The following is a 24,774-nucleotide window of genomic DNA, read 5'->3' on the forward strand; positions in this document are numbered from 1 at the left end:
AGCGGCGACTGACGACGCTTTTGACAGGGAACCCGACTTTGCAGCCCAAACGTATTCTGATCTGCAGTTATTTCGATCGCAAAAAACTGTTTGGCCGGTATTACAGCCTTCCTTTCAAGCTGATGAACGGCTTCATCCGGGCCGGGCACAATGTCATCCCGTTTTCCGATCGCGACCATGCGCGTGAATCGACTATTTGGGCTACGCAAAAACGCGGCAGAAAACGCATGGCGAAAAAACTTCTGGAGCTTTGCGAAACCTATCGTCCTCATCTCGTCGTTTTCGCCCATTCAGACCTTCTGGAAGACGACACTTTCATATCGCTTCGCGAGAAAGTTCCGGGCGTCCGACTTGCCGATTGCAGCGTCGATGCGATCTTTCGTCAACAAACCATGGCATATTTTGTCCGTCGATCCATACATATGGACGCCTGTTTCATCACCACCGGAGACCGGCATCGGCTGCGCGCACTCGGACTTCCCCAGGGAAGAACCTATTTCATCCCCAATCCGGTCGACGCCAGCATCGAAACGGCGCAGGTGTTCGATGTCCCTGCTACGCAGCTCAGCTATGACGGGCAGTTCTTGGGAACCGGCATTGGAAAGCGTGAAGAACAACTCACCTTCCTGAAGAAGACGCTGCCGTCCGGTTACCGTTTCAATACAGGAGGGCGCGCTTTCAACGCCAAGTGGCAAACGAGCACATCTTTTCTGAACGCACTGACGCAAGCCGCCGTTTCGCCTAACTTGCCGCTGGATGATACCGACAGCGAGTCGATGGTCTACCTCTACAGTTCCGACCGGGTTGGCCAGCTTCTGGGACAAGGCGTGACCACGATCAGCCCGGCCAAGGCAGGACTTTCCGACCTCTATGAGGACGGAATTGTCGAATACGACAGCCGGGAGCATCTGGCGTCACTCATGGAAGAACTGTATGGCGACGATGCCAAACGGCGCAAGATCGGAGAAACCGGCCATCGCATCGCGCATGAACGCACAAACGAGAGAATTGTTGCGGAATTCATTTTCGATGCGACGTTCGGAAACAATCTCGACCGTTTCAGTTGGCCGTCGAAATCTGCGTAAAGTTCTGTTTAATATCTGGAACCGCCCTGAAACGGCGTAAACATCGAAGAGCAGTTCATCACCAGAACACGCAATGCCCGGAACTCATCTCCTGCGCATCGCGTTGTTTCAAGAACTCGCGGTGCGTTGCACCATGAAAGGGAGACGACATGGCAAGTTCGAGCTATACCCACCGAGTGATCCGCGACCGGCTGAGCGCCGCCATCTGCATCATTTTCGGCATCTATATGGGGTATCTGGCCCATTCGGACGGCGTCGCCTTGGCGCCGTCGCTGTTTTACGGGCTGATCGCCTTCGTGCTGCTTGCCATGCTGCTGATGATCCTCAGGAATTTCATCTACGCCCTGATCCTGGCCGTCCTGATCGTCTGGCTTGCAGCCTATTTCGGCTTCGGGTGGGCCGATCAGCTGATTGCCTATATGGAACAGCTCGTCAGGCTCGGCTACCAGGAGTCGCTGAAGCTGTTCATGTCGGCAGAAGCGCCGATCGCCACCTGACAGGCTCGCCGCTCAGGCAGCGAGGCCCGTCAGAAGGGTCCTGAGCTGTTCTTCCGCATCGGCGGAACGCTCCGAACGGTCGATGAAACCGCCACCGAAGACACGCGCGTCATTGCCCGGCGCGTCATAAAGCACGCAGGCCTGACCGCTGGCGATCCCCGCCTCGCCTTCCAGCAGATCGACGTAGACGCCGTCCTTGTCGGCATGAAGCATGACCGGCAGCGGCGGGCGCGTGGAACGCACCTTGGCAAAGCAGGAAAGCCCGCCTTCGGCCTCTTCCCTGATGATCTGATCACCGAGCCAGTTGACGTCACGCAGATAGATGCGGCGCGTTTCCAGCGCCTCGCGCGGGCCAACGATGACGCGGCGCGAACGGGCATCGAGATAGACCACATAAAGCGGCTCGCCGGTGGCAACGCCCAGCCCCTTGCGCTGGCCGATCGTGTAGCGCACGATCCCTTCATGACGGCCGAGCACCCGGCCATCGAGATGCACGATCTCGCCGGAAAGCTCCGCATTCGGCTTCAGCTTGGCAATCACGTCGGAATATTTGCCGTGCGGCACGAAACAGATGTCCTGGCTGTCCGGCTTGTCGGCAACGATCAGCCCCATTTCCTCGGCCAGCCGCCGGGTATCGGCCTTCGGCAGGCCGCCGAGCGGAAACCGCAGGAAATCGATCTGTTCCTGCCTGGTCGCAAACAGGAAATAGCTCTGGTCGCGCTCCGCATCCACCGGCCGGTAAAGCGCGCGGCGCATCGGATTGTTCGATGTCGGGTTCGGCTTGGAACGGATATAATGCCCCGTCGCCAGCGCATCGGCGCCGAGTTCCTTCGCCGTCGACAGAAGATCGGCGAACTTGACCGTCTGGTTGCAGGCCACACAGGGGATCGGCGTTTCACCGGCGATGTAGCTTTCGGCAAACGGGTTGATCACCGTCTCGCGGAACCGCGCCTCGTAATCCAGCACATAATGGGGAATGCCGAGCCGTTCGGACACGCGGCGGGCATCGTCGATGTCCTGCCCCGCACAGCATGAGCCGGCGCGGTGCACGGCCGCGCCGTGATCGTAAAGCTGAAGGGTAATGCCGAGGACATCATAGCCCTCGCGCTGCAAAAGCCCGGCCACGACCGAGCTGTCGACGCCGCCGGACATCGCGACGACAACGCGCGTATCCTCCGGCTTCTTGTCAAAACCAAGTGAATTCATGATCCGCCAGTCCAGTTCAAGGTTGGATGTCAAACCGTTTATGTGGCGCTGATATAGAGGCCTTGTCCAAAAGACGCAAGAAAAGCCTTCACCGGGCGCGCCAGTGGATCAGGCCGCAATCACCGGGGCGATATAGGCCGCATGCACCCAGCCGGTCACGCCCCCTTCCCGGCCATCCGGATTTTCCGGCGTCACGAAAGCCCAGTCACCGTCCCGGTTCATGATCTTCAGGCGCGTGCCCCGCAACAGCGTTCCGGGCGGCACGACCTTTTCAAACTGCGTGCCCGGACCGCCACGCAGATTAAGCCGTCCGGCGGTCACCACCGCAAGCGGCTCCCGGTCGGCCGCCTCGCCGAGCGTCGCGCGAAAGCGCTCCATCGGAAAGGCAGGCCCCGGATCGGTCTTCCAGCCGCGCGTGTCGATTTCCTCATGGCTGACAATCGCCCGGATCGGATAGTGGCCGACCAGCGCCTGAACCAGATCGAGACCGGTCGCAAGCTGGGCTTCCGGGTAAAGCGGCCAGGCAAAATCACCGGAACCGACGCGTGCGTGCGGCGCCATCTGATAGCCGCCCGCCTTTTTCAGCGCTCGCCCGGTAAACCGTTTGCCATAGGCATCGACAAAATCGCCAAGTCCGTTCGGCTTCAGCCAGCCCGCGTTGACGAATTCGATACCGATGGAATGGGCGTTGATGCCTTCCAGCGTGCCATAGCGCGAAGGCCCGGCATGCCATGCCGTGCGATTGAAAGGCGCGATCTGCCAGGCCGTGCCGTCGCGATCGATCACCACATGCGCGCTGGAACCGCGATTGGATGAGCCGCCGGCAGCCCCCATCAGCCAGTCGCGGCTTGCCGCGCCATTCCAGCCGGTGGTGTAGTGCAAAACGATGATGACGGGCGGGTTTTGCCGCCGCGCCCCGAGATTGGACGACTGTCCGTACCAGATCCCCGGGATTTTGTGGTTTTCGATCCGCATGGCGCGATCCTTCCTGCAGGTTTGACAACTGCCGGAATCTTAAGCGCCCTGACGGGAACGGGATTTTGCGGGGAAAGCCGGGGAACGAAAACGCGCGGCCCCGTGGGAGCCGCGCGTGCATTCATTTCAAAGAGGATGCAATCAGGCGGAAACCTTGGCCGCAATCTTGGCAACATGTGCGCCCTGGAAACGGGCCCCTTCGAGCTCGACTGCAGACGGCATGCGCGAACCGTCACCATCGGTGATGGTGGAGGCGCCATAGGGCGTGCCGCCCTTGATCTCGTCAACACCCATCTGGCCGGCGAAGGCATAGGGCAGACCGACGACGACCATGCCGAAATGCAGAAGCGTCGGCACGAAGCCGAGAATGGTCGATTCCTGGCCGCCATGCTGTGTGGCCGACGATGTGAACACCGAGCCGACCTTGCCGACGAGCTTGCCGGCGGCCCAGAGCGCACCGGCCTGGTCTACGAAGTTGCGCATCTGCGAGGCCATGGTGCCGAAACGGGTGCCGGCGCCGAAGATCACGGCGTCATACTGGTCGAGCTCGTTCGGATCGGCGATCGGCGCTTCCTGGTCGAGCTTGAAGTGCGATGCCTTGGCAACGTCTTCGGGAACCAGTTCGGGAACGCGCTTGATGGTCACGTCTGCACCTTCGGACGCAGCGCCTTCGGCAACGGCCTTGGCCATGGCTTCGATGTGGCCATAGGCCGAATAGTAAAGAACGAGAACTTTAGCCATTTTGATGAGAACTCCACTTGGGTTGGCTCGAAAATCTGTACTGGAAATAGGGCGGGCAGGCATGCAGTGTCCAGACGCCATGCAATAGACGCACTGTTCACCCATCCAAAGCCTTTAGAGCCCGCACACTGCCACGGTCTTGAAGAAACACAAGGGAAGGTCCACAACAAGACGCAAACGCCTGCTGCAACAGAACCATGGTTTCCACGACAATGAACGACAACGACAATCCGACCGCAGCCATGCTGGCCATCGGTGATGAACTCCTGTCCGGACGGACCAAGGACAAGAATATCGGCCATCTGGCAGACGCGATGACGCTTGCCGGCATCGGCTTGAAGGAGGTGCGGATCGTCGCCGATGACGAGGCCGCGATTGTCGAGGCGGTCAATGCGCTGCGCTCCCGCTATACCTATGTTTTCACCTCCGGCGGCATCGGCGGCACGCATGACGACATCACCGCCGACTCGGTCTCCGCCGCATTCGGCGTGCCCTGCACCTATAACGAAAAGGCCATGGCGCTGCTGACGGCGCACTACAAACGCCGCGGCATCGATTTCAACGAATCGCGCCAGCGCATGGCCCGCATGCCCGAAGGCGCAACGCTGATCGACAATCCGGTTTCCGCCGCGCCCGGTTTCAAAATCGGCAATGTTCATGTGATGGCCGGCGTGCCGAGCATTTTCGAGGCGATGCTCGCCAATGTGATTCTCACCTTGAAGGGGGGAACGCCGCTGATCTCGGAAACCATCGAATGCCCGTTCGGCGAGGGCGACATCGGCACCCGGCTCGCCGAAATCCAGAAGGCTCATCCGAAAACGTCCATTGGCTCCTATCCGCGCTTTTCCAGCGACGGTTTCCGCACGCAGCTGGTCATTCGCGCCAGGGCGGCAGCAGACGTCGCGGCGGCGGCGGCCGATATCCACGCCATGCTGGGCGCAATGACGGCGCAGTGATTTCCGCCGCCGTTATCCGAAAGGTGTGTTTCGGCCCTTCGCATTTTCCGGCAATAGGAATAAACTGTCAGCGCAGCAACAGCCGGCACTGCCAATCGGTTGCCGGCGCTTTGTACGGGTGGGGAGCCAAGCCCGAGAGGAGTGTTTCAGATGACCTACAAGACCATACTCGCCGTCATGGAATCCCCGGCACAGGCCGGCGGTTTTCTGGACTATGCCGTTGAAATCGTCCGGTCTTTCGATGCGCACCTCATCGGCCTTCACGCCGAGACCGTCAATCCGACACCGATCATCGCGCCGATGGAAATACCGGACCCGGTTTCAATCCAGTCGCTTCAGGACATGGCCGAAAAGCGCAGCGCCGAACTCGGCGAGATTTTCCGCAAGCGGCTGATGCGCGAGGACCTTTCGCATGAATGGCGCAAGATCGTGTCGGCTGCCGGTTTTGCCGGTTCTTCGGTGATCGACAGCGCCCGCTCCTGCGATCTCATCATCGCGCCACAGGTAAGCCCGGACGCGCCCGGCGATGTCCGCTCCGATTTCGAGAGCTTCCTGTTTGAAAGCGGAAGGCCCGTTCTGCTTGTGCCGCATGTCGACAAGGTCGCCAAACCCTTCAGCCGGGTGATGGTGGCCTGGAACGGTTCGCGCGAGGCCGCCCGGGCCACGTTCGACGCCCTGCCGTTTTTGGAAAAGGCAGCCGAAGTCGAAATCTTTTCGGTCAACCCGCATGATGGCGAGGACCAGGAAAGCGGACTGTCGGGCGCGGAAATCGCGGCGACGCTTGCCCGCCACGGCGTCAATGTCACCGCCACCAGCGCCCATGCCGACAAGGCACAGGCAGCCACGATCATCGAAAACCGCCTGTCGGACAATTCCGTCGATCTTCTGGTCATGGGGGCCTATACCCATTCGCGGCTGTGGGAATTGCTGTTCGGCGGCGTGACCCGCACCCTGCTGGAATCGATGACGGCAGCAACCTTGATGTCGCGCTGACGGGACGCCGCACGGCAACAGACATCTTTCCGGTGGCTGAGGCCCCGTGTGGCTTGCCTTTTACCGGTGAATACGGCTAATAGCGATGCCCAACGGCAGAATGTCTGCTGCCCAAGGGTTCAGCTGGCGCCAACGACAGCGCCCCGGAGCAGGACGGATGCCAAGACCGGACGGTTTGATCGCCCGGCCCCCTATTTCAGCGTCATCGTGCTCCGGAGCCTCACATGTCCCTTCCCGATAAAGCCTTTCCCGTTACCTGGGATCAGTTCCACCGCGATGCCCGCGCGCTGGCATGGCGCCTGTCTGGCCTTGACCAGACCTTTACCGCTATCGTCTGCGTCACCCGCGGCGGGCTGGTGCCGGCGGCCGTGATCTCGCGCGAACTGGAAATCCGCCTGATCGAGACGGTCTGCATCGCCAGCTATCATGACTATACCAGCCAGGGCGAAACCAAGCTTTTGAAGGGCATTTCTGAGGAACTGACGAAGACCGGCGGCGAAGGCGTGCTGATCATCGACGATCTGACGGACACCGGCAATACGGCCCGCGAAGTCCGCGACATGCTGCCGAAGGCGCATTTTGCCTGCATCTATGCCAAGCCCAAGGGCGTGCCGACCGTCGACACCTTCGTCACGGAAGTCAGCCAGGATACCTGGATCTATTTTCCCTGGGATATGGGCTTCACCTATCAGGAGCCGATCAAGAAGGGCCCGGCGCAGTAGCAGGCCCTTTTCCCCAAACTTAAACAACAAACGCCCGACCGGCTTCCCTTCCGGTCGGGCGTTTGCATCGCGCGGCAGGGGGATTACCGCTTGCGGAGACGGGTGCGTACGGCGGGCCTGAGATAGTGGGTCAGGACCGGGCCGGCGATCCAGGCAATCAGCAGCATTGCCGGCAGCAGGAAAATACGTGCATCGTAGAGCGGCGGTACCACGAGTATCGTCGAGGCAACCGCGGCAAAGCCAACGGCGATGACAATATAGGCGAGAACGCGTGCGGGCAGATTATCCATAGCTGTTATCCCTTCGTGTTGCATGGTAAACGCAACATGAAGAAAAGGGTTCCCAGCCGACCTCCGCGAAAAGGCCTCAGGAGCCGTTGCGCTCGCGCCGCAACTTCTCCCACCACTGCAGACGCTTGTTGATTTCGCGCTCGAAACCACGCTCTGGCGGGTGGTAGAATTTCTGCCGGCCCATTTCCGTGGGAAAATAATCCTGACCCGAAAAGGCATCCGGCTCGTCGTGGTCGTAACGGTAGCCGGCGTTATAGCCTTGCTCTTTCATCAGCTTTGTCGGCGCATTGAGAATATGTTTGGGCGGCATCAGCGAGCCGTGCTGTTTTGCCGCCGCCATTGCCGCATGAAAAGCCACTTCCACCGAATTCGATTTCGGCGCCGTGGCGAGATAGACGCAGGCCTCCGCCAGCGCCAGTTCGCCTTCCGGTGAACCGAGATAGTCATAGGCATCCTTGGCGGCGGAAACGATCGGCAGCGCCTGCGGATCGGCAAGGCCGATATCCTCGCTCGCCATACGCACCAGCCGCCGGCCGATATAAAGCGGGTCCTCGCCGGCATCGAGCATGCGGGCAAGGTAGTAGAGCGCTGCGTCCGGGTCCGAACCGCGCACGGATTTGTGCAGGGCGGAGATCAGATTATAGTGGCCGTCCTGCCCCTTGTCATAGATCGGCGCACGGCGCTGAACGATATTCATCAGGCTTTGCGGATCAAGCCGCTCATCGGCGCGGGCCGAACGCCAGACCTCTTCGGCCAGCGTCAGGATCGCGCGGCCGTCGCCGTCTGCCATCATCACCAGCGTTTCACGCGCGGCATCATCGAGCGGCAGCGCCTTGCCCTCGGCCTGTTCCGCCCGTTTCATCAGTTCGGCCAGGCTTTCGGCGTCATGGGAGCGGAAGGTCAGCACCCGCGCGCGCGACAGAAGAGCGGCGTTCAGCTCGAAGGAGGGATTTTCGGTGGTCGCGCCAACGAGAATGATGGTGCCATCTTCCATCACCGGCAGGAAACTGTCCTGCTGGGCGCGGTTGAAGCGATGGATTTCGTCGACGAACAACAGCGTCTGGCGGCCGTTCATGCGGCGGGCGCGGGCCGATTCGAACACCTTCTTCAGATCCGCCACGCCGGAAAAGATCGCCGAAATCTGTTCAAAGGCCAGATCCGCCTCGCCGGACAAAAGCCGCGCCACCGTGGTCTTGCCGGTGCCCGGCGGGCCCCAGAAGATCATCGAGCCGAGCGAACCGGCGCCGATCATGCGCGTCAGCGCGCCATCGGCGCCGGTCAGATGCGGCTGCCCGGTGACCTCGGCAAGCGATTTCGGCCGCAAGCGGTCGGCAAGCGGCCGCTTGTTTTCGATATCTTCGGGGACGTGCGGGGCAAACAGGTCGGTCATCTGAAAATCTGGTTTATCATCCTGCCGCCGCGATTGATAGTGAGACGCCAGGCGCCGGGTTCCTGATCCGCCTCGGCTTCCAGCGTCTGGGTCGAATCGACTTCTTCGCCGTTCACAGCGACAATCACGTCGCCCTTTGCAAAGCCGATCCGCGCGGCTGGCGTGCCTTGTTCAACATTGCTCACCACCACTCCATCACTGATCCCGGAAAGGCGCAACTCCTCGGCCACACGAGGCGAGATGTTTTCCACTGTAACACCGGAAAACGGCGATGCGCCGCCAATGACACGGGTATCGCGCGGCGGGTCCTCCGGCGCAAGCGCAAGCGGCAGCGCCACATGGGTGACCGCGCCATTGCGCTCGACGGTCAGATCGGCGGTATTGCCGATTCCGGCCACCGTCAGCCGGTACAGCAGCGCATCAGGGTGCTCGACCGGGATATCATTGACCGCGGTGATCACCGAACCGGTTTCAAGCCCGATCTTTTCCGCCGGGCTTCCCGGACGGATCGCCGAAACAATGGCGCCGCGCGCCGCCTTCAGCCCAAGCGCCTCGGCTATATCGGAGGATACCGGCCCGAACGTGGCGCCGACATAGGGCCGCTGGAAATGTGTCTCGCCGCTTTCGGCAGCGTCCAGAAACACCTTCACCATATTGGCGGGGATTGCGAACCCGACGCCGTTCGACCCGCCGCCAGACGAGAAGATCGCCGTATTGATACCGACCAGTTCGCCATTCATGTTCAAGAGCGCGCCGCCGGAATTACCGGGATTGATCGCCGCGTCCGTCTGCAGGAAGAAGCCAAATTCGCCGTCATTGACCGCATTGCGCGCCCGGCCCGATATGATGCCGCTGGTCACCGTCTGGCCGACGGCAAACGGATTGCCGATGGCAAGCGAGAGATCGCCAACCTCGACCGTATCGGAATTGCCGATCGGCACGGTCGGAAAGTCTTCATCCGCCTCGATCTTCAGCACGGCGAGATCGTAGCGGTCATCCTTCAAAAGCACCTTGCAGGGAAATTCCCGCCCGTCGGAAAGCGCAACCCGCACATCATCCGCGCCGGCAATCACATGATTATTGGTGATCACCATGCCGTTTTCCGTGACGATCACGCCGGAACCGAGCGAGGTCTGGCGTTCAGAGCGTCCCGGCATCTGGTTGCCGAAAAACCGGCTGAAAAACGGATCGGAAAAAAGCGGCGACATCCGGCGCTGAACCATGCGTTCGGCATAGACATTGACGACAGCCGGCGCCGTTTGTTTCACCAGCGGGGCAAACGACAGCTGCACCTGCGTTTCGTTCGAAGGCACCGTCCTGGTGTCGGCAAGAGCCGGCTGCACCGAAAACGCCACGCCTGCCAAAAGCACCGCTGCGGATATGCGGGTAAAATGTGCGGTCATCTGTTACCTGTCTTCTCAAATGGATTTTGTATTCAGGAACCGGAAAGCCCGGAAATGCAAGGGCTATCATCGCCCCATATGCGGTGAAAAATGGGCAACAGCATGAACAAGACGTAATGAAAGCAAACGCCGGCGGGGCTGCCGCCGGCGAAAAAGCGGGCCTTACCGGCCCGATGAGCAGGCTTGTCAGACTAGCCCTGATCGTAATGCGGCAGCGGTGCGCCGCCCGCGTCCTTCACCACAAGGTCGTAAAGGCGTTTGACCTCATCGGGGTTTTCGGCGGCGATTTCGTTCATCTGTTCCGGGTCGGCAACGATATCGTAGAGCCTGGCCTCCGTGCCGTCATTCTTGGCAATCAGCGTGAACTTGCGGTCGGACGCCCAGACGTAATCATTCATGCCCGAGGTGAAATGTTCACGCGGGTCTTCCGGCATCTCTCCGTCCAGCGTCGGCATCAGGTTCGTGCCGTCGAGTTCGGTTTTCGGCGTCACACCGGCAAAGGCGAGGATCGTCGGGGCGATATCGTGGGTGGAGGCGAAATAATCCATGGCCTCCCCTGCCCGCTTGCCGTCGGGGTGGCGGATGAAGAACGGCGTGTCGGTCATCTCCGGCCACAGCGCAAAGGACGGTTTTCCCAGCGCGCCATGCTCGCCGAGCGCCATGCCGTGGTCGCTGGTCATGATCACAAGCGTATTATCGAGAAGGCCGGTCTGCTCCGCCCGTTCGAGGAAATAGCCGATCCAGCGGTCCACCATGGTGATTTCGCCGGCATAGAGCGCACGCATCCGTTTCAGCTGCCGCTCGGTCAGATAATCGCTCTTGCCATAACGCGGGGAAACCGGCTCCGGCTCGTTCCAGTCCGGGTCGTCGTAATAATCGGCATAATGGCGGGGGGCATCCCACGGCTCATGCGGGTCGAAGGAATCGATTGCCAGAAAGAACGGTTCTTCCGGCGGCACATTCTCGACCATCCGCGATGCCGTGCGGAACACGCGGGCGGCAAGATAATCCTCCTCGCCGTCGCGGTCGACATTGTTGGCCAGATACTGCCTCAACTCGTTGGCAAGCATTAGATTGTCGCCCTTCGACGTCAGGTCCTTGCCGCCTGCGGTCTGGTACATATAGCGGTCGAGAAACCGGTCGTCGGCCATCCAGATGGGCATATAGTCGTCGCCTTCCTGCCCGCGTATCCACTGCATGACCTTGAAGCCGCGGGCAAAATTCATCGACGGCTTGAAGGTGTGCGGCACGTCGGAAACCAGCATGGTGGTGTAGCCGGCCCCTGAAAGCTGTTCCGCCAGCGTCGGCTGGTCATCGGGAATATGCTGCCAGCCCCACACGCCTGATTTATTGCCGCTGCGTTTTTCCCAGTCGCGGAAGGGAAAGGTGCGCATGCCGCTGTGAATGGAGCGGCGGGCGGGCACCGTCGGCATGGCTTCGGGAACCGCACGGGTAAATCTCAGGCTCTGCGAGGCGAGATGATCGAGGCTTGGCGTGCGCATCCAGCTATTGCCATAGGCGCCGATATGATCGCGGCGGGTGGTGTCGGTGACGATGAGAATGACATTCGGTTTATCCGACCGTGCGGCCGTTCTTGAAATATTGATTTTCTGCTGTGGTTCGGCAGCCATCGCGCTGCCCACGAATCCCAGGCCGACACCGGCGGCGGTACCGGTCAAAAGACCCCGGCGTGAAATCGAAAACGCCATAATGCTCTCCATTTTGGAAACGATAACACCCCGGATCACGCCCGGGATTTTTCCCAAACCGTTCATCCCGGGTTAAGTTCCGCGATAAGATGCTCTGTCGCGAAATGATCACAATGCACGCCCGAATGTCATAAAAACACCGGGTATAAGGCGCATTGTCACCACAAACCGAAGGAGGAAATTTCATGACACGGACGATCCGCCGGATACCGGCGCTCACACTGGCCGCATCGCTTTTCGTCGTTTCGGGCATGGCCCTGACGGGTGCACCAGCCCAGGCAGCAAGCTTCGACTGTTCCGCTTCCGGCCTCACCGCGAATGAAAAAACCATCTGCGCCAACCTGACGCTCAACGATGACGACGTGAAGATGGCGACCATGTACACCATGCTCAAGGGCCTGTTCGCCATGGGCATGTCCGGCAATATGGCCGACAACCAGAAGGCCTGGCTGAAGGAGCGTGAAGCCTGCGGCACGGATGTTGCCTGCATCGAAAAGGCCTATGACACCCGCATCGACCAGCTGCAGAAGCTTTACGACGGCATCGACAAGCCGATCTGATCTTTCGAAAAGGAGACCACCGATGGGTATCGTTCATAAAATGGCGAAAGCGGCCATTCCTGCGATTTTCGGGTTTTCATTTGCCGCACTCGCCGCCATCACTCCGTTCGACGGCCATGGCAGCGCCAAAGCGGCCAGCTATGACTGCGCCAAAAGCGACCTGACGGGCACCGAAGTCACCATCTGCGATTCACCGCGCCTGAGTGCCATGGATACAAAAATGGTGAACCTCTATTACCACGAGCTGCGTGGCGCGCAGCCGGCCTTTGTCAGCGAACAGCACAAGGCACAGGAGGCATGGCTGAAGGAGCGCAATGCCTGCGGAACCGACAAGGCCTGCCTGACGGAAGCCTATTCACGCCGCATCAACGCGCTTGAAAAGTTCGACTGAACGGCAAACGGCCGACCCGAAAGAAGGCGCGGGTCTGGCGATCCGCGCCTCGGCTTGTTGACAAAGCCTGTAAGCAATCACAGCTCTGCCTATCCCCCGCCGTCATACCGGCCTTGAGCCGGTATCCAGGGCCGCTTGTTGTGCGATTCCAGAAGAGTCTTTGCGCGCAAGGACTTGCGCTTACTGGATACCGGCTCAAGGCCGGTATGACGAATGAGGGTGAAGCGAGCTTTATCAACAAACTGGAAGACGGATGTTCTTTCGGTCAGTCGTGAACCTGCGCCGTTGGTGCCGTGGACAGGCCGACAAGAAAATGCCGGATCGCCTCTGCTGTCAGATCCGGCCGTTCCATCGGCACAAGGTGACCGGCCGGCAGTTCGACATAGGCGGCATCCCGGATCGATGCGGCAAGCGCACGCGCATGGGCGGGCGGCACCATGTGGTCATGTTTGTTGCCGACAACCAGCGTGCGGGCCGTGATCCGGTCGGCCGCGTCGGTAACGTCCAGCGCAAGATCAAGCGCCACCTGCCGGGCCATGCCCTGCCAGTCCTGCGTTTCGACCATCTCTTTTACAGCCTGTTCGACAGCATCATCGCCCCAGCCGGAAAGCGCATCGGGGCTGAAACCGGTCAGCAGGATCAGCCGGGCCATGGCCGCGCGGTCAGTCACAATCAGGTCGCGCCAGAGTTCAAACTGCAGCTTCAGGCGCGGGTCGGCTTTCGAGAATCCGGCAATCAGAACCAGATCGCTGACCCGCGCGGCATGATCCGCCGCGATCCGCGCCGCGATGGCGGCCCCGAGCGAAAACCCGACCAGCGAAAAGCGGTCCGCGCCGGCATCGTCGGCCGCCGCCAGCACCTGCGCGGCAAGATAATCTACCGTCAGCCTGCGCCCGTCGTCTTTCGTTTGTCCCGAGCCTGAATAGTCAGGGCGGATGACCGTAAAGTCTTTCGAAAGCTCGGCGGCAACCGCGCTCCAATTGCCTTCGCTATCGCCGCCCGTGCCATGAACCAGCACCAGAGCCGGACCTCGCCCCTCCCTGCGATACCCGACGCTGGCGCCTTCGAATGTGGTGAAATGCATGGTGCAACTCCTTTTTCCGTTGAGTTGCGTATCGGCATAAACCCTGACATAACTGTCAGGGTCAAGCGATATCGGAGAGCAGAATGCAGATTGGCGAATTGTCCAGACGCACCGGCGTCTCCATCCGAATGCTGCGCTATTACGAAGCGGAGAAGCTGATCTCGCCCGCGCGCCGCGCCTCCGGCTATCGCGATTACAGCACGGAAGACGAGCGGATCGTCCGGGCAGTCCGCACCCTCAGCGAGGCAGGCCTGAAGCTGGACTTCATCCGCCGTTTCCTGCCCTGCCTGCGCAGCGAAGGCCCGATCCTGCACCCATGCCCGGAGCTGATGGCAGCGATGGAACGCGAAATGCAGGCGCTGGAAGAGCGCATCAGCGGCTTCCGCCAGAGCCGCGACATGCTGGGCAGCTATTACGAAGAGATGCGCGCGCACGCCTGACGGCATTGCCGGGCCGCGGGGCGATCCACGTGTAAAAGAGTGCAGAGCTGAAAGTTCCGTGCTGCCCTACTCGGCGTCATCCTCGGGCTTGATGTAAAGCCCGGAGACATCCCTGACAGGTGTTCGGAAACATGCCTGACAGTTATTCGTCTTTGTTGAGGTCGATTAGGGCGACCTGGTTTGCTGCGAAGAACACGCCATGTTGGCCGTCGATTTCGAGGGGTCTGATGGCAAGGGTTTCCCCTTGAAAGGCCTTCGGCACACGCCATGCTTTGCCGTTGAATGCGACATAGGCCTTTGTGCTGCTGACACGCCTGACGATTTCGCCTGGATCATAGACGGGCTCGGGAACAGTGGCGGGAAAGCTTCGGGGCGACGGGCTGTAGCGGCTTGCGGGCACGGCCATGGCGATGCCCTGATGCGGCCGATGATGGTTATAGAGGTCGCGCCAGCGATCAAACGCCCTTTGCGCCTGCCTGAAGCCCGACAACGGTTGAAAGGCGAGAACTTCAGCCTTGAAACTGCGGTGGAAGCGTTCGTTCTTGCCGCGTCCCTGTGGATGGTAGGGGCGGGCGTGAATGAGCTCTATCCCCAGCTTGAGGAGCCAGACGCGCAAGCGTGTCCAGCCGTGCGGAACGCCGGTTCCCCAAGGGTTGCCATTGTCGGTATAGATTGCCATCGGCAGCCCGTGGTGACGAAAGATGCGTTCCAGCCGACTGCGAACCGTCATCATCCGTTCGTCGGTGCAGGCCTCAAGCCCGAGGGCAAACCGCGAATGATCATCGAGGACGGTGAGCGGATGACACCAGTCTCCCGAGACGAGCTGAAAACGTCCCTTGAAGTCCATTTGCCACAGTAGGTTTGGCGCTTCGCGCTCGAAACGTCCATAGGCCGGGCCGGCGCCCTCAGGCGTTGCGATCCGCTTGTGTCGGACCAGGATGGCATGGATTGTCGACGCCGCCGGCGGATCGATCCCCGCTCGTTCCAGCCGGCACGCAATCTTGCGGGCGCCCCAGGCCGGATGCGCATCGCGCACCTCAAGCACAGCCTGTTCAAGCGCCTGATCGGTGCGCCGCGGACTGGCGTGCGGCCGCCGCGAGCGATCCTGCATCCCCTCGCAGGCCCTGAAACGCTTCAGCCAGACATAGCCCGTCTGGCGAGAAATCCCGAAACGTCGGCACAATTGCGAAACATTCGCGCCCTCAAGCGCACAAAGCCGGCAAAACTCCAACCGCTGATCCACCACAGACTTCGTCTCCCACCCCATCCGAACCTCCCAGATTGCAATCCGGGAAGTGTCAGGCATGTCTCCGAACATCTGTCAGGTATGTATCAAGGCCGTACATCAAGCCCGAGGATGACGCCGGAGAGGACGAGAGGGAGAGGTCTGCCGACACACGAAGGGCGCGGAGCCGAAGCCCCGCGCCCTTTGTCATCACAAAACCAATGCCCACGCCTTATTCCGGCAGGATCCGGACCGCGCCCTTGTCGGCGCTGGCGGCGAAGGCGGCGTAGGCTTTCAGCGCCGTGGTTACCTTGCGGCGGCGCGGGCCTTCGGGCTTCCAGCCCTTTTCATCCTGCGCGGTGCGGCGGGCTTCCAGTTCAGCTGGCGAGATGCGCAGGCTGATGGTGCGGCCGGGGATGTCGATATCGATCATGTCGCCGGGGCGTACGAGACCGATGGCGCCGCCATTGGCCGCTTCCGGGGAGACGTGACCGATGGACAGGCCCGATGTGCCGCCGGAAAAACGCCCGTCGGTGATCAGCGCACACTCCTTGCCGAGGCCCTTGGATTTCAGATAGCTGGTCGGGTACAGCATTTCCTGCATGCCCGGCCCGCCCTTCGGCCCTTCGTAACGGATGACGACGACATCGCCGGCCTTGACCTCGTTGGACAAGATACCCTTCACCGCCGCGTCCTGGCTTTCGTAGACGACCGCGGGACCTGAGAATTTCAGGATGCTTTCGTCAACGCCGGCCGTCTTCACGATGCAGCCATTGAGCGCGATATTGCCCGTCAGCACGGCAAGCCCGCCATCCTTGGAGAAGGGATGCTCTGCATTGCGGATCGCGCCGGAAACGCGGTCGAGATCGAGCTCCGCCCAGCGGCGGTTCTGAGAAAATGCTTCCTGCGACGGCACGCCGCCGGGGGCTGCCAGATAGAAATTGCGCACGCTTTCGGAATTGGTGCGCACGATATCCCACTGGTCGATGGCGTCACCCAGCGTGGCGGCGTGAACCGTCGGGCTGTCGCGCTTGATCAGCCCTGCCCTGTCCAGCTCGCCGAGAATGGCCATGATGCCGCCGGCGCGGTGAACGTCTTCCATATGAACATCGTTCTTGGCGGGCGCGACCTTGCACAGGCAGGGCACATGACGCGACAGCCGGTCGATATCGTCCATGGTGAAGTCGAGTTCGGCCTCATGGGCGGCGGCCAGAATATGCAACACCGTATTGGTCGACCCGCCCATGGCGATGTCGAGCGTCATCGCATTTTCGAATGCGGCCTTGCTGGCGATATTGCGCGGCAGCGTGGTCTCGTCGTCCTGCTCGTAGCAACGGCGGGCGAGATCGACGATCTGGTGACCGGCCTCGACGAACAGGCGGCGACGGTCGGCATGGGTGGCGAGCGTCGAGCCATTGCCCGGCAGTGACAAGCCCAGAGCTTCCGTCAGACAGTTCATCGAGTTGGCGGTGAACATGCCCGAGCACGAACCGCAGGTCGGGCAGGCCGAACGCTCGATCGACTGAACGTCGCTGTCGGAAATCCGGTCATCGGCGGCAGCGACCATGGCGTCAACCAGATCGAGCGCCTGTTCCTTGCCGTTGAGCACCACCTTGCCGGCCTCCATCGGGCCGCCGGACACGAAGATCGTCGGAATGTTGAGGCGCAGCGAGGCCATCAGCATGCCGGGGGTGATCTTGTCGCAGTTGGAAATGCACACCATCGCATCGGCGCAATGGGCGTTGACCATGTATTCAACGCTGTCGGCGATGATTTCGCGCGAGGGCAGCGAATAGAGCATGCCGTCATGGCCCATGGCGATGCCGTCATCGACGGCAATGGTGTTGAATTCCTTGGCGACGCCGCCCGCACTTTCGATTTCGCGCGCGACAAGCTGGCCAAGGTCCTTCAAATGCACGTGACCGGGCACAAACTGGGTGAATGAATTGACCACGGCGATAATCGGCTTACCGAAATCGCCTTCCTTCATGCCGGTTGCGCGCCACAGACCGCGCGCGCCGGCCATGTTACGTCCGTGTGTCGTCGTTCTGGAACGATAGGCTGGCATGGGGCTTCCTTTCTTAAAATCCGGGCGTCTGATGCCGGCCCGTTCAAGGGCCCTCCTCGTTAAGCACCGCTCGCATTTTTCGCGTTTATGCGCCTCGTTTGGCGTTTGGTAACGTAATTTGAGAGGCCTGTCACTATCGCTTGGCGGGAAAACGGTACTCTCCGGTACGGTTCATTTCCCCTTCTTCTCCGGCTTTCTCACAACGCGAACACGAAAACGTGGTTCCGATGTTTATTGTGATCGGGCAAACTATAGGCAATCTTCATGCGTAGTTGTTCATAGCAGAATTCACAAGCCGTGAAGGAGGCATGCTGATGTCCGCCTACAAACCGCCGCACATTCCGGCTTCGGAAATTACGCCGGAGCATCTCTACATCAACCGGCGCACCCTGCTTGCCGGTCTGGCCGCAGGCGCAACCTTTGCCGCCGCGCCGGGCGCCTTTGCCGCGTCCCCGAAGCTGGCGCAGGGCGAGAGCCTGAAGACCGTTCCCGGCCCCTTTCCCAAACCGAAGCGCGCCGAGACCAGTTTCGAAGACATTACCCACTATAACAATTTCTACGAATTCGGCATCGGCAAGGCCGATCCGTTCAAATATTCGGAGGATTTCAAGCCCTATCCCTGGACGTTTGAAATCGGCGGCATGGTGCAAAAGCCGCAGACGGTGGATATCGAAACCCTGCTGACGAAGTTCCCGCTGGAAGACCGCGTCTACCGCATGCGCTGTGTCGAAGCCTGGTCGATGGTCATTCCGTGGGTCGGCATTCCGCTGAAATCCATCATCGATATGGCAGAGCCGACGGGTTCGGCGAAATATGTCGCCTTCGAAGGCGTGGTGCGGCCGAAGGAAATGCCCGGCCAGAGCGGTTTCGGCCAGCCCATGCCGTGGCCTTATGTCGAAGGCCTGAGGCTGGACGAGGCCAACCATCCGCTGACCATCATTGCCGTCGGGCTTTACGGCAAGACACTGCTCAACCAGTCCGGCGCGCCGATGCGTCTTGTCGTGCCGTGGAAATACGGTTTCAAGGGCATCAAGTCGATCACAAAGATCACGCTGACCGACACCCAGCCGCCCAACAGCTGGAACCTGCTGGCCCCCCATGAATATGGGTTTTACGCCAATGTGAACCCCAACGTGCCGCATCCGCGCTGGAGCCAGGCGAGCGAACGCGTCATCGGTGAAGGTGGCGGCCTTTTCGGCGGCGGAAAGCGCATCGATACGCAGATGTTCAATGGCTATGGCGATGAGGTTGCAAGCCTTTACGCCGGCATGGACCTGAAGAAGAACTACTGAGCCCGGCGATGAAAGCAACAAAACCGAAAAAGCGTAAGGGCCAGAGCCTGAAGCGCTCCGCCCCCGTCTGGGCGCTCTACGCGGTCGGCCTTCTGCCCGCGATCTGGTATTTCTGGCTTGGCGCCACCAACCGGCTCGGGGTCGACCCGGTCAAGACGTTTGAGCACCTGCTTGGCATTTGGGCCTTGCGGTTCATCCTGCTCACCCTCTGCGTCACGCCGCTGAAAGACCTTGCCGGCGTCAACCTGCTGCGCTTTCGCCGCGCGCTGGGCCTGCTCGGCTTTTATTACGTCTCGTTCCATTTCCTGGTCTATCTGGTGCTCGACCAGCAGATGAACCTCGCCGTGGTCGTTCAGGACGTCATCAAGCGTCCGTTCATCACCTTCGGCATGCTGGCGCTGATCCTGCTCGTGCCGCTGGCGCTGACCTCCAGCAATTACGCCATCCGCAAGCTGAAGCAGAACTGGATCCGCCTGCACAAGCTCGTCTATGTGATCGCGGCATTGGGCACGCTTCACTTTGCCATGAGCCGCAAGGTCATCGGCCCGGAAATCATGTTTTATATCGCCGCGGTGGTTCTGCTTCTGGGCTACCGGATCGTACGGCCCTGGCTGATGGAGCGCAGACGCGCACGCAAAAAAGCCGCCCGTATGGCGGCCTGACGGATATTCCTGAAGCCAACGGGCCGGTGCAAAAATGCCCGGCCCGTTCGCGCTGTTCTGCAAGTGGCAGTCAGAAAATCTTCTTCATCATATTGTCGAGTGCGAAATAGCGGCCGCCGAATGCTGCAAAGAGGAACGCACCGCCAGCCCAGAACCAGGAATCCTGTTCCGCCTTTCCCTGCGCCAGTTCAAGGAAGGCATGGCCGCCATCGGCAAGCCGGCGCTGTGCGGCGCTGGTGAAAAACTCCGCATGTGTTGTCAAAGCCTCAATACCGGCCGGGGTCAGAAAGGCATGGCCATAGGGGTGCGTGTAGTGGAACACGATCGTGATCGACAGCATGACCGCATTCGCCAGCGCGGCGGCACGGGTAAACAGACCCAGCACGATCAATATGCCGCCGAAGAACTGGATGGCGGCAAGTGTCGGCGACCAGAGCCAGCCGGGGTAGAAATGCAGGTTTTCGACAAACCCCACCTGCCCCATCGGATGGGTGATCTTCGGCCAGCCCTCGATGGCGAGAAGGCCGCCGATCGCAACACGGAAAGCAACCCAGGCCAGCGGCTGGGCAACCCGGTCATAAAAACCGGCAAGAAACGGGAAATAAAGCCGCGCCGGTTCGTTTTTAAAAGTGATATCGCTCATTTTTCAGTCCCCATAAAGCAGGTGTTCGATGCCCACAAGATAGGCAGAACGCGCCCGGAAAAGTTGACCGGGATCAAAATCCGAACGGTGAAAACCTGAACAGTCCGTTCACCTTTTGAAGGCTTGACTTACCGACGGAAAGGATTGCGAAGCGCGCCAAAACCGACCATCACTTTTCGCACCGCGCTCCATGCTGCATGGAGGTCGGCGCCACACTCTCATGTATCATCCTCAGGCTCGACCCGAGGATCCAATCACAGTTGCGGCAATAAAACGATTGAGCTTTATGAGGTTCAGATCATCAAACCGGCAACCTGCATCACGTGTTGGGGAAGGACATGGATCCTCGTGTCGAGCACGAGAATGACCCAAGTGGGAAGTTTGTGGCCACAAGAAAGGCCGGTGCGCTGACCGCAATACTCTTGGAGCGGTCTCACTGGCAGCGGCACAGCAACCGGAATTTTGGTTGGACCGCTCTCCACGCTGCCGGAACAGCAAGACAAACCTCGCGAATACCGGCGGCCTGTGTTAAGCGCCATGCTTTCGCCGTATAGCCCCCGCTAGCTTCATCGCGGCAACAGCACCAGCATCAGGGACGTGACTTGCGCACAATTTCACTGCCGCTCATCGGCTCGCTCGACATATGGCTCATGGATATCGCGCCGGCGCCCGGCCTCAGGGGCATCCGCCGCTTCTGTGTCGAGTTCCTGTTCTTCGGCCTCAAGGAGGCGCGGGCGTGCCTGTTTGCCGGTCTGTTCTTCGTCTCGATCTTCATCGTGCCGCGCGAAGGGATCATGGGCCTACCACGCTATGATGTCCTGCTGGTCATCGCACTTGCGATACAGTTCGCCATGATCCGGCTCGGGCTGGAGACGTGGGACGAATTCAGGGCAATCTGCCTGTTTCATGTCGTCGGCTTTGCGCTGGAAGTGTTCAAGACATCGGGCGCGATCCAGTCATGGTCCTATCCCGATTTCGCCTATACCAAGCTTTTCGGCGTGCCGATGTTTTCCGGCTTCATGTATGCCGCCGTCGGCAGCTATATCATTCAGGCCTGGCGCATCCTTCAGGTGCGCATCCTGCACCATCCGCCCTACTGGATGGCAGCGCTGGTGGCGCTACTGATCTACGCCAATTTCTTCACCCACCATTTCATCGGCGATTACCGCTGGTATATCGCAGCGCTTGCCATCGGCCTTTATGCGCGGGCCACCGTCGTCTTCCGCCCCTATGATCGCGACCGCAAGATGCCGATGCTGCTCGCCTTCATCCTGATCGGCTTCTTCATCTGGCTTGCCGAAAACATCTCAACCTTCTTCGCCATCTGGCAGTATCCCGACCAGATCGGCGCCTGGTCGACCGTTCACCTCGGCAAATGGAGCTCATGGACGCTGCTGGTGATCATGACGTTTACCATCGTCGTCTCGCTGAAACATGTGCGGGAGACGGTTCATATTCCGCGGTGAGAAGGTTTAGGGTTCGCATTCACGCCTCTCTCAGGCGTCATCCTCGTGCCTGACACGAGGATCCACGTACCACTTCACCTCCGACGAGAACTTACCGGTTTGATCCGCGGAGTCATGAAATCAGTCGCCTTTATCGCTGCAACTGTGACTGGATCCTCGTGTCAGGCACGAGGATGACACAAGTCGTTACGGTTGCGGTCAACAGAAAGGCTGTAATACTGGCCGGATCACCAGACCAGCCACGGGTGCAAGCCAAAGCATGACACGAACAGCGACGGAACAACCTCGGCATGACGGCAATGGCGCATTGAAGCTTTCAACGAAAAAGCCGGAGGCTTTCGCCCCCGGCTCTTCAAACTCTCAAAACGGAAAGCGCGTCTTACGCGGCTTCCATTTCCGATGAGGCTTCGGCCTCGACGCGGGCCTTGTCGTCTGCGCCCTTGGCGTCCACGTCGCGGTCAACGAATTCGATGACGGCGAGCGGAGCGTTGTCGCCGTAGCGGAAGCCGGCCTTCATGATGCGGGTGTAGCCGCCGTTGCGCTCGGCGTAACGGGAAGCCAGAACGTCGAACAGCTTCTTGACGGCTTCGACATCCTTGACCTGCGCGATCGCCTGACGGCGGGCATGCAGATCGCCGCGCTTGCCGAGCGTGATCAGCTTTTCAACGATCGGACGGATTTCCTTGGCCTTGGGCAGCGTCGTGACAATCTGCTCATGCACGATGAGCGAGACGGCCATGTTGGCAAACATCGCCTTGCGATGGCTTGCCGTTCTGTTCAGCTTGCGGCCTGCATTCTTATGGCGCATTGCTATTCTCCTTCACTTGCAGGCGGTCAGCCCGCAGTATGACGTTTAATACTGATCCTCGTAACGCTTTGCGAGGTCTTCGATATTTTCCGGCGGCCAGGCCGGCACTTCCATGCCCAGATGCAGGCCCATGGAGGCCAGCACTTCCTTGATCTCGTTCAGGGACTTCCGACCGAAATTCGGCGTACGCAGCATTTCGGCTTCGGTCTTCTGGATGAGATCGCCGATGTAGACGATGTTGTCGTTCTTCAGGCAGTTGGCCGAACGGACCGAAAGTTCCAGCTCGTCGACCTTCTTCAGAAGAGCCGGGTTGAAGGCGAGTTCGGTGACATCGTCCTCTTCCTGATCCTTCTGCGGTTCTTCGAAGTTGACGAAGACCGAAAGCTGGTCCTGGAGAATGCGGGCTGCAAAGGCAACCGCGTCTTCACCGGAGACCGAACCATCCGTCTCGATCGTCATCAGCAGCTTGTCATAGTCGAGAACCTGTCCCTCACGGGTATTCTCGACCTTGTAGGAAACCTTGCGGATCGGCGAATAGAGGCTGTCGACCGGAATGAGACCGATCGGCGCATCTTCCGCACGGTTACGTTCTGCAGGCACATAGCCCTTGCCGTTGTTGACGGTGAATTCCATGCGGATTTCAGCGCCTTCATCGAGCGTGCAGAGAACGAGGCCCGGATTGAGGATCTCGATATCGCCAACAGTCTGGATATCGCCTGCGGTGACAACGCCGGGGCCCTGCTTGCGCACAACCATGCGCTTGGCCTCGTCGCCTTCCATGCGGATGGCGATTTCCTTGATGTTCAGGACGATATCGGTGACATCCTCGCGAACGCCCGGGATCGACGAGAATTCATGCAGAACGCCGTCGATCTGAACCGCGGTCACGGCAGCGCCGCGCAGCGACGACAGAAGAACACGACGAAGCGCATTGCCGAGCGTCAGGCCAAAACCGCGTTCCAGCGGCTCGGCGACGAGCGTCACCTTCTTCGTACCGCTCGAGGTGAATTCCACCTTGTTCGGCTTGATCAGTTCCTGCCAGTTTTTCTGTATCATATTTCTACCTTTCGTTCGCCGCACTATCCAATCGTGACGGCCGACCTTCGTAGAACCGGCATCCCGTGAGGAAAGACCGGAGCAAATTGACAGTTAATCAGACGCGGCGCTTCTTGCGCGGACGGCAACCATTGTGCGGGATCGGCGTGACATCGCGAATGGAAGTGATGACGAAACCGGCTGCCTGCAGCGCACGCAGAGCCGACTCACGACCCGAACCGGGACCGCAGACTTCCACTTCAAGCGACTTCATGCCGTGTTCCTGAGCCTTCTTGGCGCAGTCTTCAGCAGCAATCTGGGCAGCAAACGGGGTCGACTTGCGCGAACCCTTGAAACCCTGAGCGCCAGCGGACGACCAGGCAATTGCGTTGCCTTGTGCGTCCGTGATGGTGATCATCGTATTGTTGAACGACGAGTTGACGTGGGCAACGCCCGACGAAATATTCTTGCGCTCGCGACGGCGAACGCGGGTGGCTTCCTTGGCCATGATCTTCCTTCCGTTGATCTCTTCACCGCCGTAATCCCAGCGGCTCCACCGACGAGGTTCTGGCTTTTGCCGTCACCTGGTCATTCACGCAGAAAGCCGGCGTCAAACCGCCGGCTTCATCCGGATTGATGAAATCCGAAAATTACTTCTTCTTGCCTGCAATCGCCTTTGCCGGCCCCTTGCGGGTGCGGGCATTGGTGTGCGTGCGCTGGCCGTGGACCGGAAGGCCACGACGATGACGCAGGCCGCGGTAGCAGCCAAGGTCCATCAGACGCTTGATGTTCATCGAGTTCTCGCGACGCAGATCACCTTCGACCATGTAGTCACGGTCGATCTGTTCACGGATCGACAGAACTTCCGCATCCGTCAGCTCATGCACCCGGCGCTCTGCCGGAATGTTAGCTGCAGCGCAGATGTCCTGTGCAAATTTCGGTCCAATCCCGTGAATATACTGCAGCGCGATAACAACGCGCTTGGCAGTCGGGATGTTGACGCCAGCAATACGAGCCACGCCGATTCTCCTTAGCATTATCTATTGGGCAGCTAGCGGAAACTGCCGGTTTCTTTCGACGGGGCTGCCCGCCTTAAATAGCTCTGACGCAACAAATTTCCGTAGAAAACCCTG

At 60.1% G+C, this 24,774-nt stretch carries 25 protein-coding genes and 1 pseudogene; 11 read left to right on the forward strand and 15 right to left on the reverse strand.

Features of this window, described 5'->3' with window-relative positions; genetic code table 11:
• Positions 1-38 precede the first annotated feature (38 nt).
• Together ACHZCU_RS01195 and ACHZCU_RS01200 are read left to right on the forward strand one after the other, a co-directional pair.
• Positions 39-1,085, forward strand: a complete 1,047-nt coding sequence (locus ACHZCU_RS01195) for a glycosyltransferase (protein WP_319517328.1) — start codon at positions 39-41, stop codon at positions 1,083-1,085.
• A gap of 149 nt (positions 1,086-1,234) precedes the next feature.
• The gene (locus ACHZCU_RS01200) at positions 1,235-1,582 is read left to right on the forward strand and encodes a hypothetical protein (protein ID WP_106312930.1); all 348 of its coding nucleotides are present in this window, start codon (positions 1,235-1,237) and stop codon (positions 1,580-1,582) included.
• Positions 1,583-1,594: 12 nt separating this feature from the next.
• Here the strand turns inward: ACHZCU_RS01200 and mnmA are convergent, their stop codons facing one another.
• From mnmA to wrbA, 3 genes are all read right to left on the reverse strand, one after another.
• On the reverse strand, positions 1,595-2,788 hold the full coding sequence (gene mnmA / locus ACHZCU_RS01205) for a tRNA 2-thiouridine(34) synthase MnmA (protein ID WP_319517329.1): 1,194 nt from the start codon (positions 2,786-2,788) through the stop codon (positions 1,595-1,597).
• Positions 2,789-2,896: 108 nt separating this feature from the next.
• Entirely contained in the window at positions 2,897-3,763 is an 867-nt protein-coding gene (locus ACHZCU_RS01210) for an N-acetylmuramoyl-L-alanine amidase (RefSeq protein WP_319517330.1), read from the reverse strand.
• 141 nt (positions 3,764-3,904) lie between these two features.
• Entirely contained in the window at positions 3,905-4,504 is a 600-nt protein-coding gene (wrbA, locus tag ACHZCU_RS01215; RefSeq protein WP_106312935.1) for an NAD(P)H:quinone oxidoreductase, read from the reverse strand.
• 212 nt (positions 4,505-4,716) lie between these two features.
• Here wrbA and ACHZCU_RS01220 point away from each other — a divergent pair, with 212 nt between their 5' ends.
• From ACHZCU_RS01220 to gpt, 3 genes are all read left to right on the forward strand, one after another.
• Positions 4,717-5,460: a competence/damage-inducible protein A gene (locus ACHZCU_RS01220; RefSeq protein ID WP_394706087.1), complete on the forward strand. Its 744-nt coding sequence runs from the start codon at positions 4,717-4,719 to the stop codon at positions 5,458-5,460.
• A 150-nt stretch (positions 5,461-5,610) separates the two neighbouring features.
• Positions 5,611-6,453, forward strand: coding sequence for a universal stress protein (locus ACHZCU_RS01225; protein WP_106312938.1), 843 nt, complete (start codon positions 5,611-5,613; stop codon positions 6,451-6,453).
• Between the two features lie 224 nt (positions 6,454-6,677).
• On the forward strand, positions 6,678-7,175 hold the full coding sequence (gene gpt, locus ACHZCU_RS01230) for a xanthine phosphoribosyltransferase (RefSeq protein WP_319517332.1): 498 nt from the start codon (positions 6,678-6,680) through the stop codon (positions 7,173-7,175).
• 83 nt (positions 7,176-7,258) lie between these two features.
• Here gpt and ACHZCU_RS01235 read toward each other — a convergent pair whose 3' ends face one another.
• The 4 genes from ACHZCU_RS01235 to ACHZCU_RS01250 form a co-directional block, all read right to left on the reverse strand.
• Complete coding sequence (locus tag ACHZCU_RS01235) at positions 7,259-7,465, reverse strand: hypothetical protein (protein WP_319517333.1); 207 nt, start codon at positions 7,463-7,465, stop codon at positions 7,259-7,261.
• A 76-nt stretch (positions 7,466-7,541) separates the two neighbouring features.
• The gene (locus tag ACHZCU_RS01240) at positions 7,542-8,855 is read right to left on the reverse strand and encodes a replication-associated recombination protein A (protein WP_319517334.1); all 1,314 of its coding nucleotides are present in this window, start codon (positions 8,853-8,855) and stop codon (positions 7,542-7,544) included.
• Complete coding sequence (locus ACHZCU_RS01245; RefSeq protein WP_319517335.1) at positions 8,852-10,258, reverse strand: Do family serine endopeptidase; 1,407 nt, start codon at positions 10,256-10,258, stop codon at positions 8,852-8,854. The genes ACHZCU_RS01240 and ACHZCU_RS01245 overlap by 4 nt, the downstream gene beginning before the upstream one ends.
• A 191-nt stretch (positions 10,259-10,449) precedes the next feature.
• Positions 10,450-11,967, reverse strand: a complete 1,518-nt coding sequence (locus ACHZCU_RS01250; protein WP_319517336.1) for a sulfatase — start codon at positions 11,965-11,967, stop codon at positions 10,450-10,452.
• Positions 11,968-12,152: 185 nt separating this feature from the next.
• Between ACHZCU_RS01250 and ACHZCU_RS01255 the strand changes: the two genes are divergently transcribed.
• Positions 12,153-12,527: a hypothetical protein gene (locus ACHZCU_RS01255; RefSeq protein WP_319517337.1), complete on the forward strand. Its 375-nt coding sequence runs from the start codon at positions 12,153-12,155 to the stop codon at positions 12,525-12,527.
• Positions 12,528-12,549: 22 nt separating this feature from the next.
• Positions 12,550-12,918 carry a hypothetical protein gene (locus ACHZCU_RS01260; RefSeq protein ID WP_319517338.1) on the forward strand — a complete coding sequence of 123 codons (369 nt, stop codon included), beginning with the start codon at positions 12,550-12,552 and terminating at the stop codon, positions 12,916-12,918.
• Positions 12,919-13,183: 265 nt separating this feature from the next.
• On the opposite strand, the gene ACHZCU_RS01265 is transcribed toward ACHZCU_RS01260, so the two are convergent.
• Entirely contained in the window at positions 13,184-14,002 is an 819-nt protein-coding gene (locus tag ACHZCU_RS01265) for an alpha/beta hydrolase (RefSeq protein WP_319517339.1), read from the reverse strand.
• 83 nt (positions 14,003-14,085) lie between these two features.
• Between ACHZCU_RS01265 and ACHZCU_RS01270 the strand changes: the two genes are divergently transcribed.
• Positions 14,086-14,442 (forward strand): MerR family transcriptional regulator, encoded by a 357-nt coding sequence (locus ACHZCU_RS01270; protein ID WP_319517340.1) that lies wholly within the window; start codon positions 14,086-14,088, stop codon positions 14,440-14,442.
• A gap of 98 nt (positions 14,443-14,540) precedes the next feature.
• Here the strand turns inward: ACHZCU_RS01270 and ACHZCU_RS01275 are convergent.
• Both ACHZCU_RS01275 and ilvD read right to left on the reverse strand, forming a co-directional pair.
• Positions 14,541-15,709: pseudogene (locus tag ACHZCU_RS01275) on the reverse strand (IS481 family transposase); the annotation flags it as partial.
• Positions 15,710-15,899: 190 nt separating this feature from the next.
• Positions 15,900-17,735, reverse strand: a complete 1,836-nt coding sequence (gene ilvD, locus ACHZCU_RS01280; protein ID WP_319517341.1) for a dihydroxy-acid dehydratase — start codon at positions 17,733-17,735, stop codon at positions 15,900-15,902.
• A 314-nt stretch (positions 17,736-18,049) separates the two neighbouring features.
• Between ilvD and msrP the strand changes: the two genes are divergently transcribed.
• Together msrP and msrQ are read left to right on the forward strand one after the other, a co-directional pair.
• Positions 18,050-19,027, forward strand: a complete 978-nt coding sequence (msrP, locus tag ACHZCU_RS01285) for a protein-methionine-sulfoxide reductase catalytic subunit MsrP (protein WP_319517342.1) — start codon at positions 18,050-18,052, stop codon at positions 19,025-19,027.
• Between the two features lie 8 nt (positions 19,028-19,035).
• On the forward strand, positions 19,036-19,689 hold the full coding sequence (gene msrQ / locus ACHZCU_RS01290; protein WP_319517343.1) for a protein-methionine-sulfoxide reductase heme-binding subunit MsrQ: 654 nt from the start codon (positions 19,036-19,038) through the stop codon (positions 19,687-19,689).
• Between the two features lie 70 nt (positions 19,690-19,759).
• Here the strand turns inward: msrQ and ACHZCU_RS01295 are convergent, their stop codons facing one another.
• The gene (locus tag ACHZCU_RS01295) at positions 19,760-20,332 is read right to left on the reverse strand and encodes a DoxX family protein (RefSeq protein WP_319517344.1); all 573 of its coding nucleotides are present in this window, start codon (positions 20,330-20,332) and stop codon (positions 19,760-19,762) included.
• Positions 20,333-20,982: 650 nt separating this feature from the next.
• Here ACHZCU_RS01295 and ACHZCU_RS01300 point away from each other — a divergent pair.
• Entirely contained in the window at positions 20,983-21,798 is an 816-nt protein-coding gene (locus tag ACHZCU_RS01300) for a DUF817 domain-containing protein (protein WP_319519724.1), read from the forward strand.
• Positions 21,799-22,177: 379 nt separating this feature from the next.
• Here the strand turns inward: ACHZCU_RS01300 and rplQ are convergent, their stop codons facing one another.
• The 4 genes from rplQ to rpsM all read right to left on the reverse strand — a co-directional run bounded on the left by rplQ (position 22,178) and on the right by rpsM (position 24,660).
• Positions 22,178-22,606 (reverse strand): 50S ribosomal protein L17, encoded by a 429-nt coding sequence (gene rplQ, locus ACHZCU_RS01305; RefSeq protein WP_319517345.1) that lies wholly within the window; start codon positions 22,604-22,606, stop codon positions 22,178-22,180.
• A gap of 45 nt (positions 22,607-22,651) precedes the next feature.
• Positions 22,652-23,662 (reverse strand): DNA-directed RNA polymerase subunit alpha, encoded by a 1,011-nt coding sequence (locus ACHZCU_RS01310; protein ID WP_106313080.1) that lies wholly within the window; start codon positions 23,660-23,662, stop codon positions 22,652-22,654.
• 97 nt (positions 23,663-23,759) lie between these two features.
• Entirely contained in the window at positions 23,760-24,149 is a 390-nt protein-coding gene (gene rpsK, locus ACHZCU_RS01315) for a 30S ribosomal protein S11 (RefSeq protein WP_106313077.1), read from the reverse strand.
• A gap of 142 nt (positions 24,150-24,291) precedes the next feature.
• Positions 24,292-24,660 carry a 30S ribosomal protein S13 gene (gene rpsM, locus ACHZCU_RS01320; protein ID WP_106313074.1) on the reverse strand — a complete coding sequence of 123 codons (369 nt, stop codon included), beginning with the start codon at positions 24,658-24,660 and terminating at the stop codon, positions 24,292-24,294.
• Positions 24,661-24,774: the final 114 nt, after the last annotated feature.

The sequence above is a fragment of the uncultured Martelella sp. genome, from assembly GCF_963677965.2.
GTDB classification, from domain to species: Bacteria; Pseudomonadota; Alphaproteobacteria; order Rhizobiales; family Rhizobiaceae; genus Martelella; species Martelella mangrovi.